The sequence below is a fragment of the Nocardia sp. XZ_19_385 genome, from assembly GCF_015355755.1.
In the GTDB taxonomy this organism is placed as follows: Bacteria; Actinomycetota; Actinomycetes; order Mycobacteriales; family Mycobacteriaceae; genus Nocardia.
Map to the genome: position 1 here is coordinate 502160 of NZ_JACVEE010000004.1, position 15278 is coordinate 517437.

General features: G+C 67.8%; 14 protein-coding genes. 6 read left to right on the forward strand and 8 right to left on the reverse strand.

The window, feature by feature from the left end; genetic code table 11:
* Positions 1-3 precede the first annotated feature (3 nt).
* Positions 4-1518, reverse strand: a complete 1515-nt coding sequence (locus IBX22_RS31290) for a leucyl aminopeptidase (protein WP_194819349.1) — start codon at positions 1516-1518, stop codon at positions 4-6.
* Between the two features lie 272 nt (positions 1519-1790).
* On the opposite strand from IBX22_RS31290, the gene gcvT reads away from it, so the two are divergent.
* Together gcvT and IBX22_RS31300 are read left to right on the forward strand one after the other, a co-directional pair.
* The gene (gene gcvT / locus IBX22_RS31295; protein ID WP_194819350.1) at positions 1791-2891 is read left to right on the forward strand and encodes a glycine cleavage system aminomethyltransferase GcvT; all 1101 of its coding nucleotides are present in this window, start codon (positions 1791-1793) and stop codon (positions 2889-2891) included.
* A gap of 193 nt (positions 2892-3084) precedes the next feature.
* Positions 3085-4200 carry a branched-chain amino acid aminotransferase gene (locus tag IBX22_RS31300; RefSeq protein ID WP_194819351.1) on the forward strand — a complete coding sequence of 372 codons (1116 nt, stop codon included), beginning with the start codon at positions 3085-3087 and terminating at the stop codon, positions 4198-4200.
* 398 nt (positions 4201-4598) lie between these two features.
* On the opposite strand, the gene IBX22_RS31305 is transcribed toward IBX22_RS31300, so the two are convergent.
* The 5 genes from IBX22_RS31305 to IBX22_RS31325 all read right to left on the reverse strand — a co-directional run bounded on the left by IBX22_RS31305 (position 4599) and on the right by IBX22_RS31325 (position 10391).
* Positions 4599-5312, reverse strand: coding sequence for an MBL fold metallo-hydrolase (locus tag IBX22_RS31305; RefSeq protein WP_194819352.1), 714 nt, complete (start codon positions 5310-5312; stop codon positions 4599-4601).
* A gap of 236 nt (positions 5313-5548) precedes the next feature.
* Positions 5549-6298 carry an adenosylcobinamide-GDP ribazoletransferase gene (locus IBX22_RS31310; RefSeq protein WP_194819353.1) on the reverse strand — a complete coding sequence of 250 codons (750 nt, stop codon included), beginning with the start codon at positions 6296-6298 and terminating at the stop codon, positions 5549-5551.
* A 361-nt stretch (positions 6299-6659) separates the two neighbouring features.
* Entirely contained in the window at positions 6660-7751 is a 1092-nt protein-coding gene (gene cobT / locus IBX22_RS31315) for a nicotinate-nucleotide--dimethylbenzimidazole phosphoribosyltransferase (protein WP_309234857.1), read from the reverse strand.
* Positions 7752-7821: 70 nt separating this feature from the next.
* Positions 7822-8373 carry a bifunctional adenosylcobinamide kinase/adenosylcobinamide-phosphate guanylyltransferase gene (locus IBX22_RS31320; protein ID WP_309234858.1) on the reverse strand — a complete coding sequence of 184 codons (552 nt, stop codon included), beginning with the start codon at positions 8371-8373 and terminating at the stop codon, positions 7822-7824.
* Positions 8374-9416: 1043 nt separating this feature from the next.
* On the reverse strand, positions 9417-10391 hold the full coding sequence (locus tag IBX22_RS31325; RefSeq protein WP_194819355.1) for a helix-turn-helix domain-containing protein: 975 nt from the start codon (positions 10389-10391) through the stop codon (positions 9417-9419).
* Positions 10392-10477: 86 nt separating this feature from the next.
* Here IBX22_RS31325 and IBX22_RS31330 point away from each other — a divergent pair, with 86 nt between their 5' ends.
* Positions 10478-10639: a hypothetical protein gene (locus IBX22_RS31330; protein WP_194819356.1), complete on the forward strand. Its 162-nt coding sequence runs from the start codon at positions 10478-10480 to the stop codon at positions 10637-10639.
* Positions 10636-10797: a hypothetical protein gene (locus IBX22_RS31335; protein WP_194819357.1), complete on the forward strand. Its 162-nt coding sequence runs from the start codon at positions 10636-10638 to the stop codon at positions 10795-10797. Before IBX22_RS31330 ends, IBX22_RS31335 begins: the two co-directional genes overlap by 4 nt.
* 83 nt (positions 10798-10880) lie before the next feature.
* On the opposite strand, the gene IBX22_RS31340 is transcribed toward IBX22_RS31335, so the two are convergent.
* Positions 10881-11549, reverse strand: a complete 669-nt coding sequence (locus IBX22_RS31340) for a DUF3043 domain-containing protein (protein ID WP_194819358.1) — start codon at positions 11547-11549, stop codon at positions 10881-10883.
* Between the two features lie 185 nt (positions 11550-11734).
* On the opposite strand from IBX22_RS31340, the gene IBX22_RS31345 reads away from it, so the two are divergent.
* Entirely contained in the window at positions 11735-12085 is a 351-nt protein-coding gene (locus IBX22_RS31345) for an iron-sulfur cluster assembly accessory protein (RefSeq protein ID WP_194819359.1), read from the forward strand.
* Between the two features lie 83 nt (positions 12086-12168).
* Positions 12169-13137, forward strand: coding sequence for a carbohydrate kinase family protein (locus IBX22_RS31350; protein WP_194819360.1), 969 nt, complete (start codon positions 12169-12171; stop codon positions 13135-13137).
* A 63-nt stretch (positions 13138-13200) separates the two neighbouring features.
* On the opposite strand, the gene asnB is transcribed toward IBX22_RS31350, so the two are convergent.
* Positions 13201-15144 carry an asparagine synthase (glutamine-hydrolyzing) gene (gene asnB, locus IBX22_RS31355; protein WP_194819361.1) on the reverse strand — a complete coding sequence of 648 codons (1944 nt, stop codon included), beginning with the start codon at positions 15142-15144 and terminating at the stop codon, positions 13201-13203.
* Positions 15145-15278: the final 134 nt, after the last annotated feature.

Genomic DNA, 15278 nt, shown 5'->3' on the forward strand with positions numbered 1-15278 from the left:
GGATTACTCCGCTGCGGCGATGTCCTCGATGACGGCGATCAGGGTGCGGACCGGGACGCCGGTGCCGCCCTTGCCGATGTAGCCGAACGGGCCGCCGGTGTTGTAGGCCGGGCCGGCGATGTCGACGTGGGCCCACTCGACGCCCTCGGGCACGAACTCCTTGAGGAACAGGCCGGCCGAGAGCATGCCGCCCCAGCGGTGCGGGGCGACGTTGGCGAGGTCGGCGATCTTGGAGTTCAGGTCGGCGCGGAGCTCGGCGGGAAGCGGCATGGCCCAGCCATTTTCGCCGACCGCGCGGGAGATGAAGGCGACGCGGTCGCGGAACTCGTCGGTACCCATGACACCCGGGGTGCGGGTGCCCAGGGCGACCATCTGCGCGCCGGTCAGGGTGGCGACGTCGATGAGGTAGTCGGGGTTGTCCTCCAAGGCCCGGACCATCGCGTCGGCCAGGATGAGGCGGCCCTCGGCGTCGGTGTTGAGCACCTCGACGGTGGTGCCGCCGTACTGGGTGAGCACGTCGCCGGGACGCTGGGCGGTGGAAGACGGCATGTTCTCGGCCATCGGCACGGTCGCGGTGACCGTGATCGGGACGCCCAGGCGGGCGGCGAGCAGCGTGGTGGCCACGACCGCGGCGGCGCCGGCCATGTCCGAGGTCATGTTCTCCATGTTCTGCGCGGGCTTGATGGAGATGCCGCCGGTGTCGAAGGTGATGCCCTTACCGACCAGCGCGACCTTCTTCGGGCCGCCCGCGTAGGTGAGCCGGACCAGCCGCGGCGGGCGCGAGGAACCCTTGCCGACGCCGAGGATGCCGCCGAAACCGCCTGCGGCCAAAGCGTGTTCGTCGAGGATCTCGACCTCGAGACCGGCCGCCTCCGCGAGCTGCTGGGCGCGGTTGGCGAACTCGGCGGGGTAGAGGTGGCTCGGCGGGGTATTGACGAAATCCCGTGCGGTGGCGACTGCTTCGGCGGTGAGCTGGGCGCGCAACAGCGCGTTCTCGCCGAAATCCGGTTCGGGAACCAGGAATTCGACGCGGGCCAGCGGCTGCTCGTCCGGCTTCGGCGCGGACTTCGACGACTTGAACGGGGTGAAGGTGTAGGCGCCGAGGTAGAAACCTTCCGCGGCCGCACCGAGATCGACGCCGCCCAGCGTGGTCGCGACCAGTTCGGTGCCCGACAGCGAACGCGCGGCCACACCGGCCGACTTGCGCACCTGCTCCTCGTCGATCTTGTCGGCCGGGCCCAGGCCGACCGCGAGCACGCTGGTCACATCGTCGAGGCCGGCGGGCGCGGGGACCCGAGTCAGCTCCTCCGGCTTGCCTTTCGCGCCCACAGCGCCGAGCTGATCCAGCAGTTCCGCGCGGATGTCCGCGGACAGCACATCGCCGAACAAGTCCTCGGGGACGATCGACGGGCCGTTCTCCGACGACGTCAACCCGATCACCAGGACATCGGTGTCGGGGTTGATGGTCTGGGTGCGTGCCAGTTCCGGTCCGAGTGAGCGATCTGCAACAGCGGTCATGCGGCTCAGGTTACTGTCCGCTCCGATCTTGTTCGCGACTGTGTTGTTGGCGGCGCGGGCGCCGCGTGTTCGCGGCCCGGGATGTCTCGTGTCCGAGCAGCCGAGACTCGCGCCTGCGGCGCATGCGCTTCGGCTACTCGGACGCGAGACGGCCGCGAACGGGTCGGTCGTAAGACTCCCTCCGGATGGGGTTGCCGGAGGTGCGTACGGTGCGGCGCCGAGGTGCTCAGTGCAGCGCCGCACGGCCGGGTGGAGCGACTAAGCTGCGCGGGGTGACCGATACGAAGCTGCTGCAGGGCCCCATCCACGCCGTCCACGTCGAGCTCGGAGCTACTTTCGCGCCGTTCGGTGGTTGGGAGATGCCGGTCTCGTATGCGGGCACGGTCGCCGAGCATCAGGCGGTGCGCAGCACGGTCGGGCTGTTCGATGTGAGTCATCTGGGCAAGGCGACCGTGCGGGGCGCGGGTGCGAAGGATTTCGTGAACTCGGCGCTCACCAACGACTTGGGCCGGATTCGGCCGGGCAAGGCGCAGTACACGCTGTGCTGCCAGGCCGACGGCGGTGTCATCGATGACCTGATCGCCTACTACGTCAGCGATGACGAGATCTTCCTCGTGCCCAACGCCGCGAACACCGCGGCCGTGGTCGCCGAGCTGCAGAAGGTGGCGCCGGCGGGTATCACCGTGACCGACGAGCACCGCGAGTACGCGGTCTTCGCGGTGCAGGGACCGAAGTCGGCGGAGGTGCTGACCGCCCTGGGTCTGCCCACCGAGTTGGAGTACATGGCCTACGCCGACGCTGAATGGGACGGGCGTCCCGTTCGGGTGTGCCGTACCGGCTACACCGGCGAACACGGCTACGAACTGCTGCCCCGCTGGGCCGACGGCGCTGACCTGTTCCGCGCGCTGACCGAGCAGGTGGAGGCCGCCGGCGGCCAGCCCGCCGGACTCGGCGCCCGCGACACCCTGCGCACCGAGATGGGCTACCCGCTGCACGGACACGAACTGTCGCTGGAGATTTCGCCGGTCCAGGCCCGCGCCGGTTGGGCCGTCGGCTGGAAGAAGCCGGAGTTCTGGGGCAAGGATGCGCTGGCCCAGGAGAAGGCCGACGGACCCCGTCGACTGCTGATGGGTCTCAAGGCGCTCGACCGCGGGGTGCTCCGGCAAGGCCAGAATGTGCTGCGCGATGGTGAGCCCGTCGGCGAGACGACCTCCGGTACCTTCTCCCCGTCCTTGAAGATCGGCATCGCCCTCGCCCTGCTCGACACCGACGCCAACCTGAACCCCGGCGACGAGGTCGAAGTGGACGTGCGCGGCCGCCGTTTGCGCTGCGAGGTCGTCAAGCCGCCGTTCGTCGAGGTGCGTACCGCCTAAGGCTGGTCACGATCAGCGGCCGGAGCATTGCTATTTGTGCAGTAGGACCCGGGCGAGGTGCGGTGTTGCTGGCCGGGATGCCAGGACGCGGGGGGCGAGTTGCGGGAGCCACATCGAGTAGGCCAACCTCGGCTCGAGCGGACGGCCCAGCAGGGCGCACCGTGGGAAATCGGACAGAGTTAGGATCAGCGTCATGACCGTTGCCGCACAGTTCACCCGTATTCCTCATCCTGCGCCCGCCCCGGCGCAGCGGGTACAGGAGATACTGGCGGCTCCCGGGTTCGGCCGGTACTTCACCGACCACATGGTGTCGATCGATTACACCGACGGGCAGTGGGGCGACGCCCGGGTCGAGCCGTACGGTCCACTGCTCATGGACCCGGCAACCATGGTGTTCCACTACGGCCAGGCCATCTTCGAAGGACTGAAGGCCTACCGGCAGGGCGACGGCAGCCTGTCCTGTTTCCGCATCGACGCCAACGCCGCCCGCTTCCAGCGTTCGGCCCGCCGCATGGCGATGGCCGAACTGCCCGAGGAGCTGTTCATCGAGTCGGTGCGGCAGCTGCTCGAGGTCGACGAGCGCTGGGTGCCCGCGGCCGGCGGCGAGGACTCGCTGTACCTGCGGCCGTTCATGTTCGCGACCGAGGTCGGGGTGGGTGTGAAGCCCGCCGACTCCTACAAGTACCTGCTACTCGGTTCGCCGGCGGGCGCGTACTTCAAGGGTGGGGTCAAGCCGGTCAAGGTGTGGCTGTCGAGTGAATTCGTGCGCGCGGCTCCGGGCGGTACCGGCGAGGCGAAGGTCGCGGGCAATTACGCGGCGTCGCTGCTCGCGCAGGCGCAGGCCTCGGAGAAGGGCTGTGACCAGGTGGTGTGGCTGGACGCTTGCGAGCGCCGCTACGTCGAGGAGATGGGGACCAATAACCTGTTCTTCGTCTACGGATCCGGTTCGCAGGCTCGGCTGGTTACCCCGGAACTGTCCGGGTCGCTGCTGCCCGGTATCACTCGCGATTCGCTGCTTACGCTCGCGGCCGACTCCGGATTCAAGGTCGAAGAGCGGCTGGTCTCGGTTGAGGAGTGGCGCAAGGGTGCTGAATCCGGTGAGATCACCGAGGTTTTCGGTTGCGGTACCGCTGCTGTCATTACGCCTGTTGGGTCGGTGCATTCCGCCGAAGGTGACTTCACCATCGGGGGCGGGCAGCCCGGTGAGGTCACGATGGCGCTGCGCGACACGTTGACCGGTATTCAGCGCGGCACCTTCGCCGATATCCATGGGTGGATGAACCCAATCGGCAGGACGACACCTCGCTGACGCTCGGCTTTCGTCCTGCCGATTGTTGGCCGGATGGGCACCGGGGGCGCTTCGCTTCCCCGGTGCCGCACTGCTTCGGGCTTGCCTCGCTGCGCTCGGCGTTCGCCCTGAGGTACTGCCGGTTCGATTGACGCGCTGCCGGTTCGCGCTGGGCGCTGCCGGGGTGCTGCCTGTTTGCGCCGGGGCGTTGGCCGTTCGCGCTGGGACTGCCGGGTTTGCGCTGGCGCGCTCGCTCTCCGCGTGACTCGGGACCGGCCCTCGCGTCGGCGTGCTCGGTGTGGCTGCCCCGGGATTCGGTACGGGCGGTGACCGCGGGGTCGCTGCTGCTACGCGAAGAGCCGATCTCCCCGGCGCTCGGCACCGATTGAGGTGCTGGGGGTTGATGAGGCGTGGTCGGGTCAGCCTGGCATGAGCATCTGCCACTGGTCCAAGGTTTGGGGGCGCATGACGTAGTTGTTGTCCTTGATGTGGGACAGGGGGGCGCTGGGCTCTTGGGAGTACCAGTGGCCGGGGTAGACGACTGGGTTGGTCTTCAGGTCTGCGAGGTAGCGCAGGCTGCGGAACATTTCGTCGGAGTCGCCGCCGGGGAAGTCGGTGCGGCCGCAGCCGTCGACGAAGAGGGTGTCGCCGGCGATGAGGCGGTTGTCGAACAGGAAGCATTGGCTGCCCGGAGTGTGGCCGGGGGTGTGCAGTAACTCGATGTCGAAAGTGCCGACGGTGATCTTGTCGCCGTGTTCGTGTCCGGTCAGTTCACTCTGTGCGATGCCGGTGACGTTCGCAACCCAACCCAGTTCCTGGTTGTTGACATGTACTGGGACGCTGGTCTTTTCGAGTAACTCCCGGACCCCGCGCAGGGTGAATCCGAGCATGGTCCCGCCGACATGATCCGGATGGTGGTGTGTAGCAAGCACTCCGGTCAAACGCAGGCCGTCACCCTCGGCGATATCGACCAGATCCCCTGCGGCGTAAGCGGGATCGACCACCACGCATTCGCCGGTCTCCCGGTCGCCGATCAGATAGGCGAAATTGCGCATCTGCGTCGCGATCGGGTCGCCCACGGCGTAATCCCGCCCGGACAGCAGCTGTCGAAAATAGAGGCGCTCGGAAGACATGGTGACCACCTTAGGTCCCGGCCCAGACGGTCAGCGCGGCAGCGGCGGAAATCGCTGGCAAACCTGCCTGTGCACCGACTCGCCTCTTCCCCAGACGACGACCGCCGCACCGTCGGCGGACCGTGCGAGACCCCTCGACAAGCATGCCGACGAGAGCTCCTGCCGCCCGCATACGAGAGCTCCGGGCCGCCCGCACGAGAGCTACTGACACCCCACCCGGTGCCGCGCGCCGAACCTCAAACGCTCAGCGAGAATCCGGCAGCCGTGACCGCCACGGATACCTCCAGCGCGGCGCCGAGCACATCTCCCGACAATCCACCGAACCGTCGCACGGTATGCCGCACGAGCAGCGCCGACAGCCCGACCGCGCTCACCACCACCAGCGGCCCGAGCCACGCGTCGCCCGGCACAGCAAACACCGCGGCCAGCACCGCGAAACCTGTCCACGCAATCCCGGTCCACAACGACTGCGTCGACGCAACCAACGCCCCGAACCCGGTGTCCGGCGCCGCCTCGACCCCACGCCGACAAGCGAGCACCACAACCGCCCGCCCGACCGCCACCGCCAGCACCACCGCGACCCACCGCCCGGCATCAGCCAGCGCCGCAAACGAAACCGCCTGCACAGCAACGGCAAACAACATCGCCGCCACCCCGAACGGCCCCGCCCCACCACTCTTCATGATCTGTCTGGCCCGCTCCGGCGGCCCATAACTCCCGAGCCCATCGAACGTATCGGCCAACCCATCCAAATGCATCCCCCGCGTAACCAACGCCAGCCCCGCCACCACCACAAACCCCGCCAGCAACGCACTCGCCCCCACCGCCACCAACCCCCACAACAGCCCAGCCACCCCCACCCCGAGCGTCACTCCGACCAACGGCGCCAACGCAATAGCCCACCCCGCCGCCACCCGATCAACCTGCTCCGGCCCCCGCACCGGCAACACTGTCAGCCACGAAAACGCCAACCGCACACCCGTCACCGCACACCCCCAAGCACAAGCGGCGCACCATGGCGTCCGCCCTCGACAGCCATGTTCCGCCCCGAACTCCGCGCCGGAGGCATCCCACGAAGCGCAATGGCCGTCGCCGTGTGCAACTCAGCGTCGACGGAATGACCGAGTCGGGTGACGAGGCGTTGGGCACGACCGAGAGACTGCCGAGTCGGCAGAAGAACTCGATCCAGCGGAAGGAGTTGCGGCCGAGGAGGTTCCGTAGCAATGACGCGACGGCGAAGAGGGGGGAGGCCGAACAGCCCTGAACTCCGTGCTAGCGCCGCATCACGGAGGGTCCACTCGCTGTTTGCCGCAGCCGTGTGCCGCTCGGTGGGGAGACGGGTGGGGGTCACTTCTGGAGGTTCGGCTTTTCGTCGGGAAGGTCTGTGGGGGTGGGGGTTTCGTTGGTGCTTACGCCGGCTTCGGTGAAGGTGGACATTTCGGCGAGGGTGGCTACGGCGGCGCGGAGGAGGGGGAGGGCGGTGAGGGCGCCGGAGCCTTCGCCTAGGCGCATGTCCATGTCGATGAGGGGGTCGAGGCGGAGGTGGGTCAGGGCGAGGGTGTGGGCGGGTTCGGTGGAGCGGTGGCCGGCGAGCCACCAGGCGGAGGCGCCGGCGGCGAGGTCTTCGGCGACCAGGGCGGCGGCGGTGATGACGACGCCGTCGAGGATGACGGGGGTGCGGCGGGTGGCGGCCTGGGCGAGGAAGCCGGTGAGGGCGGCGAAGTCGGCGCCGCCGGCGACGCGGAGCAGGTCGACCGGATCTTTGGCGACGGGGCGGGCGCGGCGCATGCCGTCGCGGATGGCGGCGACCTTGCGGGCCCAGCCTTCGTCGTCGACGCCGGTGCCGCGGCCGACGGCGGCGACCGGTTCCTTGTCGGTGAGGGTGGCGATGAGGACGGTGGCGGGGGTGGTGTTGCCGATGCCCATGTCGCCGGCGATGAGCAGGTCGGCGCCCGCGTCGATTTCCTCGTCGGCGATCGCCTTGCCCGCGGCCAGGGCGGCGGCGACCTCTTCGAGGGTGAGTGCGTCCTCGCGATCGATGGATCCGCTGGAGCGGCGCACCTTGTGCTTGCTGATCGACGGATCGGTGTCGGCGTCGACGGAGATGTCGACGACCCGCACCGTCGCCCCGGCCACCGCCGCCAGCGCGTTGACCGCCGCGCCGCCGCCGAGGAAGTTGGCGACCATCTGCGCGGTCACCTCACTCGGGTAAGCCGACACCCCGTGCCGCGACACCCCGTGATCACCGGCGAACACCACGACCCGCGCCTGTTCGAACTGCTTCGGCGGGCACACCCCCTGACAGGCCGCGACCCAGTTGCCGAGTTCCTCGAGCCGGCCCAGCGCCCCACCGGGTTTCGTCAGCTGCGTCTGCCGCTGTTCGGCCGCCCCGCGAATCTGTGCGTCCGGGGGCGCAACCGGTCCGAATCCGTGTGTCACTGTCGAGCCTCTCGGGTCGGGGCGCGCGGCCGTCGCCGCACTGACTTCGCCGCCCAATCTTGCCTGCTGACTATTTGAGGCGGAGGGGGAGGCCCGCGACGACGAGAAACGCTTCATCACAGACCGCGGCGAGCCGCTGATTGAGCGTGCCGATCTCGTCGCGGAACAACCGCCCCGCCCGCGTGGCCGGGATAACCCCCATCCCCACCTCGGGTGTCACGATCACCAGCCGCTGCGGGTACGCCGCGACCGCCTCGACCAGCGCATCAGCGTCCGGAGTGACGGTGCCGCGCGGCTCCTCCCACGCCCCGCGCGCATCGATCCGCGCGGTCAACCAGGTCCCGATGTCATCGACAAGTGTCGCCCCCACGAACGGCGCCTCGATGAGAACGTTTGCCGGATCAGCACTTTCGACCACCGCCCAGCTCCCCGGCCGCCGCTCCCGATGCCCCGCGATCCGCTCCGCGAAGTCGAGATCCGCCGGATCCGGCACCGAAGTAGCCAAATACCGCACCGCCCCCGCATCAGCCGCGAGCCGCTCCGCAAACGCCGACTTCCCCGACCGAGCCCCACCGAGCACGAGCGTCCGCAGCGGACGGGCAGTTTCGGCAGGATTCGACACGCCTGCACGCTATCAACCAGCCCCGCACAAACCCGCCCCGGCCGCACGTGACCTACCAGCTCTTTCAAGATCACCAGGCCCTCATGGCGGGATCCACTCGACCGAAGCCGCCACCAGGTCCTGATGATCTTGGACCAACCAGGCAGTGACAGCGGCAGTCCCGTTGTGTGCAACGCACATTCGCCCCGTCCGCCTGCGTATTGCTCCCTGCCGGACGTCGGCCAGCTCGCTCGAAAACAACTGGTGGAAGCGACTCGCCCGATGCCGCCGTCAGGATCGAGGTGCCTTCCGAGTTCGGCGAGATCGCCACCGCCGTCAAGATCAACAGGACCTGATGGCGGCATCGGCCGAGTGGCTGCGCCAACAAGTCCTGGTGATCTTGGACCAACGGGGACAGCGGCAGTCCCGTTGCATGCAAGGCGCATTCTCCCCCTGGCCTGTCTGCGTTTCCTCCCACCCGGAGACCGGCCTGCCTGCCAGCTCGCTCGAGATCAACAGGACCGGGTGGTGGAAGCTACTCGCCCTATGCCGCCGTCAGGATCAAGGCGTCTTCCGAGTTCGACGAGATTTCCACCGCCTTCAAGATCAACAGGACCTCGTGGCGGCATTGGCCGAGTGGGCGCGCCATCAGGTCCTGATGATCTTGAAAGTTGATGCATTTCACGCGGGCCCCGCGGTTCCATGGGGCGGCAACTTCCACCTCCGAGCGCCGGCGACCTGGCCGGTACGGGGGCCCACTGCATCCTGGCGATAAGTGGGACGCCACCGTGGAGCGCACTCGCTGTCTGCCTCGGTCATGTCCCAACAAACCCGCCCCGGCCGCGCGTGACCAGCTTCTGCAAGATCAACAGGACCTGGCGGTGGAGATACTCGGCCGATGCCGCCACCAAGTCCTGGTGATCTTGGACCAACGCCGACCAGACCAGTTGGAGCTGACGATAAGTGGGACGTCAGCGGGGGGCGCACTCGCTGTTTGCCTCGGTCATGTCCCGGTTGATGAGGCGTGGCGGGCGGACTGGAGCGGGCGGTGGTGCGGAGGGTGGTTAGTCCGGGACGGAGGTGACAGGCCCGAAGCGGCGGCGGTATTCGGTGGGGGCGATGCCTACGAGGCGTTGGAAGTGGTGGCGGAGGAGGGCGCCGGAGCCGAAACCGGCTCGGGTGGCGATGTATTCGAGGCTGTGGTCGGTTTCCTCGAGGAGGTGCTTGGCGTAGAGGACGCGTTGGTTGGTCAGCCATTTGACCGGGGTGGTGCCGGTTTCGGCGGCGAAACGGCGGGCGAAGGTGCGGGTGGACATCATCGAGCGGGCGGCGAGGTCATCGATGGTGTGGGGGTGGTCGAGGTTTTCGTTGAGCCATTGCAGGGTGCTGCGGAGGCTGTCGGTGGTGCAGGCGGGGACGGGGCGTTCGATGAATTGACGCTGGCCGCCGTCGCGTTGCGGGGGGACGACCATGCGGCGGGCGATGGAGTTGGCTGCGGCGCTGCCGATTTCGCGGCGGACCAGGTGCAGGCAGGCGTCGATGCCGGCGGCGGTGCCGGCGCTGGTGATGAGGTTGCCCGCGTCGACGAACAGGACGTCGGGGTCGACGGTGGCTTCCGGGAAGCGTTCGGCCAGTTCGTCGACATAGCGCCAGTGGGTGGTGCATTTGCGGCCATCGAGCAGGCCGGCGGCGCCGGCCAGGAAGGCGCCGGAACAGACGGTGAGGATGGTCGCGCCCGCGGCGTCGGCGGCGCGGATCGCGTCGAGGATGGCCGGATCGATGTTGTCGATGGCGGAGGCGGGGAAGGCCGGGAGCGCGACTAGATCGGCTGTCGCGACTTCTTCGAGGCCGAAGGCCGGGGTGATGGTGACGCCGGGCGTGGAGGAGGGCAGGCCGACGCCGGGTTCGACACCGCACACCTTGAAGTCGAAGGGCGGAATGCCGTCAGCGGTGCGGTCCAGACCGAAAACCTCGCAGATGACACCGAATTCGAACATGGCGACTCTCGTGGCGAGCACCACGGCGACCTTCGACAACATGCGTTCAGACTACCTGGCTGAATCTTTGCGCACAATGACAGAACCGCCACTTTCGGCGGTAATTAATCGAGCGCAAAATTACTGCCATGCTTACTTTCCTCTTTATCGCCACCGTCATCGTCGCCCTCGGGGTCGTCACCGCCGGCCGGGACCGGACCGGATCCGCGCCCGCCGATCGCGACGCACAGCGTGTCCAGAACGAACTGGCCGCGATGCGCGCCTATTCCGGAGGGGCCCTCCTGTCATGATTGCGCTGATCCTCACCCTGGTACTGATCGCGGTTTTCGCGATCATCGCGATCCGCGGTCGCGGGCTGACCGGTTCGTCCAACGTGGACGACCGCGACGCCCAGCGCCTGCAGTGCGAACTGAATGCGATCTTCGGTCGTGCGGCGGATCATCACTGAGCCGCCGCCCGGTGCCGGCAACCCCCATAAACGAAAACAGGCCCTTCCGAATCCGGAAGGGCCTGTTCGCTGTTCGAGGAGGTCTAGATCGCGTCGCCGGGGCTGACGCGCGGCTTCGGGGCGCGCATCTTGCGGATCTGCGAGGCCCGCACGAACGCGTACCAGCCCAGCTTGACGCCGCCGTCGGTGGTCTCGGGGAACCGCTCCCGCACCCGGTTGTTGACCGTGCGCCCGAGGATGACGCCCTCGACCATCATGAAGAGCATCATGCCGAGCATGACCAAGGTCACGTAGCCCTGGTAGGCGGGCAGCACGAAGGTGGTCAGGATCAGCACCAGCGCCATCGGCATGAACAGTCCGACCAGGTTGCGCCGGGCGTCGACTACGTCACGTGTGAAGGCGCGAACCGGGCCCTGATCGCGCGGCAGCAGGTACTTGTCCTCACCGGCGAGCATGCGCTGGCGCCGGTCCTGGGCGGCCAGACGGCGTTCGGCCGAGGCTGCTTTCCGGTCCGCCTTGTTGCCGCGGGTGGCCTTGCGCCGGGCCCGCGCTTCCTTGGAGGTGAGGGGTGCGGGCGCGACCGGGCCGCGCCGCTTCCCTTGTGCGTCACGACGTTTCGGCGTCGGACGGCCTTTGCCGAGGGTGACAGTGGATGAGTTGCGGGTGTCGGAGGCCACGCCACCGTTCGCGTCCGCCGTGGTGTCGGCGGTCGCGTCGGTGGTGCTGGACTCGCCGCGACGGAACAATTTCACAGCGACCAGGCTATTCGATGCGGGGCGCAGTCGGAAACGCGCGGGTCCCGGAAAGTCCAGGAGCGGATGTTCTGTGTGAGTACGGTGGTGGCAAGATAGGGAATAGCAGCCCGCTGAGTGGTGTTGAGGACCACGAGCCGTGCGCTGTTCACGGGTTGACCACAGCTGTCCCTTTAGGAGAGTTCATGACTGTGCAGAACGAGACCGAAACTCACGGCGCGATCCTGACCGAGGCCGCCGCCATCAAGGCGAAGGCGCTGCTGGAGCAGGAAGGCCGCGACGACCTGGCGCTGCGCATCGCTGTGCAGCCGGGCGGTTGCGCCGGCCTGCGCTACCAGCTCTTCTTCGACGACCGTTCGCTCGACGGCGACCTCGTCGCCGACTTCAACGGCGTCAAGCTGGCCATCGACCGGATGAGCGCCCCGTACGTCCAGGGTGCCTCGATCGACTTCGTCGACACCATCGAGAAGCAGGGCTTCACCATCGACAACCCCAACGCCACGGGTTCGTGCGCCTGCGGCGACTCCTTCAACTGAGCTGAGATTGATACCGTGAGGACGGGGACTGCCCCCGTCCTCACTCATCGCGCGTCCACCCACCGTTCGAAGGGCCTCAGCTCGTGTCTATCGCCGTGTCCGCGTCCATCGCGACCGACCATCTCATGCGCTTTCCCGGGCGGTTCGCCGACGCGCTGTTGGCCGATCAGCTCGACCATGTCTCGCTGAGCTTCCTAGTCGATGACCTGCAGCTGCGCCGCGGTGGCGTCGCGGGCAACATCGCCTACGCGATGGGCCTGCTGAACCAGCGCCCGCTGCTGGTGGGCGCGGTCGGCGCGGACTTCGCCGAATACCGGGCCTGGCTGGAGAGCAACGGCGTCGACTGCTCGACCGTGCTCGTCTCGGAGAAGGCGCACACCGCGCGTTTCGTCTGCACCACCGATGAGGACATGGCGCAGATCGCCTCGTTCTACCCGGGTGCGATGAGCGAGGCCCGCGACATCTCGATCACCGAACTGGCCGAAAACCATTCGCTGGATCTGGTGCTGGTCGGCGCCAACGATCCCGAGGCCATGCTCAAGCACACCGAGGAGAGCCGCGAGGCGGGTATCCCGTTCGCCGCCGACCCCTCGCAGCAGCTGGCCCGCCTCGACGGTGATCAGGCGGTGCGCCTGATCGAAGACGCCGCATACCTTTTCACCAACAAGTACGAGTGGGCGCTGCTGCTGCAGAAGACCGGGCTGAGCGAGGAAGAGGTCGCGGCCAAGGTCGGCATCCGCGTGACCACCCTGGGCGCCGAGGGCGTGAAGATCGTGGATCGCGACGGCACCGAGGTGCACGTCGGCGTGGTGCCGGATCGCGGGCGGGTGGAGCCGACCGGTGTCGGCGACGCGTTCCGCGCCGGGTTCCTCACCGGCCACACCGCGGGCTTGAGCTTGGAGCGTTCCGCGCAGCTCGGTTCGCTGATCGCGGTGCTGGTACTGGAGACCATGGGCACCCAGGAATGGACCCTGAACAAGGACGACGCACTGGAGCGCCTGACCCAGGCCTACGGCGCCGAAGCCGCGGCCGACCTCAAGCCGCTGCTCTGAGCTACCGAATGCGAAGCGCCCCTCGGCCCGAAAGGCTGAGGGGCGCTTCGCTGTTCGTAGAGCTCAGAGCGAAACCGGGTACACCGGCTCCTGGATATCGGGCTTGATCCGGTCCTCGACGAAGATGCCGTGCCACACCATGAACACCAGCAGCGTCCACAACCGGCGGCTGTGGTCCGAGCGCCCGGCGCGATGGTCGTCGAGCATGCCCTTGATCGCGGCCTTGTCCAGCAGGTGGTCGGTCTGCGAGTCGGCGATGGTCTGCTGGGCCCAGTCATAGAGTTCGGTGCCGCGCAGCCAATGCCGCATCGGGACCGGGAAACCGAGCTTGGCGCGATGCAGCACATGCCCGGGCACGATGCCCTCGAGGGCTTGGCGCAGCGCGTATTTGGTGGTGTCCTTGGTGATCTTCTGCTCGAACGGCAGCTGCTCGGCGACCTCGAAGACCGCCGAATCCAGGAACGGCACGCGCAGTTCCAGGGAGTTCGCCATGGTCATCTTGTCGGCCTTGACCAGGATGTCGCCGCGCAGCCAGGTGAACAGGTCCAGGTGCTGCATCCGCACCACCGGGTCCCAGCCGCGCGACTGCGCGTAGATCGGGGCGGTGACGTCCTGGTGGGTCCATTCCGGCCGGAACTCGCGCAGCACGGCACGCAGCTGCGCGTCGTTGAAGCTGCGCGCGTTGCCGTAGTAGCGCTCTTCCAGCGTCAGCGAACCGCGGTGCAGCAGGCTCTTGCCGCGGGTGCCGTCCGGGATCCGATCCGAGAGCCGGCCCGCGAGCTTACGCACACCGCGCGGCAGGTACTCGAACGGCTTGAGCGACAACGGCTCCCGGTAGATGGTGTAGCCACCGAACAGCTCGTCGGCGCCCTCGCCGGAAAGCACCACCTTGACGTGCTTGCGGGCCTCCTTGGCCACGAAGTACAGCGGCACCAGCGCCGGGTCGGCCACCGGATCGTCCAGGTACCAGACGATCTCGGGGATGGCGGCGGCGAACTCGGCGGGGGAGACGGTCCGCACGATATGACGCGCGCCGATCGCCTCGGCGCTCTCGGCGGCCACGTCGGCCTCGGAGTAGCCCTCGCGTTCGAATGCCGCGGTGAAGGTGATGAGTTTCGGGTTGTGCCGGATGGCCAGCGCCGCGATGGCGGTGGAGTCGATGCCGCCGGACAGGAACGAGCCGACGGTGACATCCGCGCGCATGTGCTTGGCGACGGAATCCTCCAGCGCCTGCGCGATTTCGCGGTAGCGGGCCTGCTCCGAACCAGCCGCGAAGGGGCGGATCTTGAAGCCGGGATGGAAGTACCGGCTGACCTTCGGCTCCTGACCCGGCCGAATCGTGGCATAGCTGCCGGACTCCAGCCGGCGAATATCCTTGTGCAGCGTCTCGGGCTCGGGCACGTACTGCAGCACCGTGTAGTGCTCGAGCGCCCGCGGATCCAGCGCGTCGCTCAGCCCGAGCGTAGGCAGTAACTGCAGCAGGCTCTTCTTCTCGCTGCCGAACGCGGTGCCGCCGGGCCCGGTCGCCAGGAACAGCGGCTTGATGCCGAACGGGTCGCGCGCGACGAACAGATCCTGAGTCTCGGTGTCCCAGATCGCGAACGCGAACATGCCGCGCAGCTTCCGGACCGCCTCGGGGCCCCAGTAGTGGAAGGCCGCGACGATGGTCTCGCTGTCGCCCTCGGTCAGGAACATCTGACCGTCCGGGAACTCCGCGCCGTGCGCCTTGGTCAGTTCCGCGCGCAGCTCGATGTAGTTGTAGATCTCGCCGTTGAAGGTGAGCGCGTACCGCTGCCGGTTCTCCGGCGGGCCCCAGCGCAGCGGCTGGTGCGAGTGCTCGATGTCGATGATCGACAGGCGGTTGAACCCGAAGATGATGTGGTCGTCGTGCCAGGTGCCGCGTTCGTCCGGCCCACGATGGCGCACGCAGTGCAAGGCGTCGTACACCTGCTGCACGACTTCGTCGGTTGCCGCATCAGAACTCAGATATCCGAGCAGTCCACACACGGCGTCGGCAACCTCTTTCGTAACGGGGGATTGTTGGCACCGAGTATGCCGTACCGCGAACCGAAATGTTGTGTCCGCCTGCGGCTGACGGGTCACCCCAACCCTGTGTCCAGCGCTTTTGCCGCAAGGCCCGG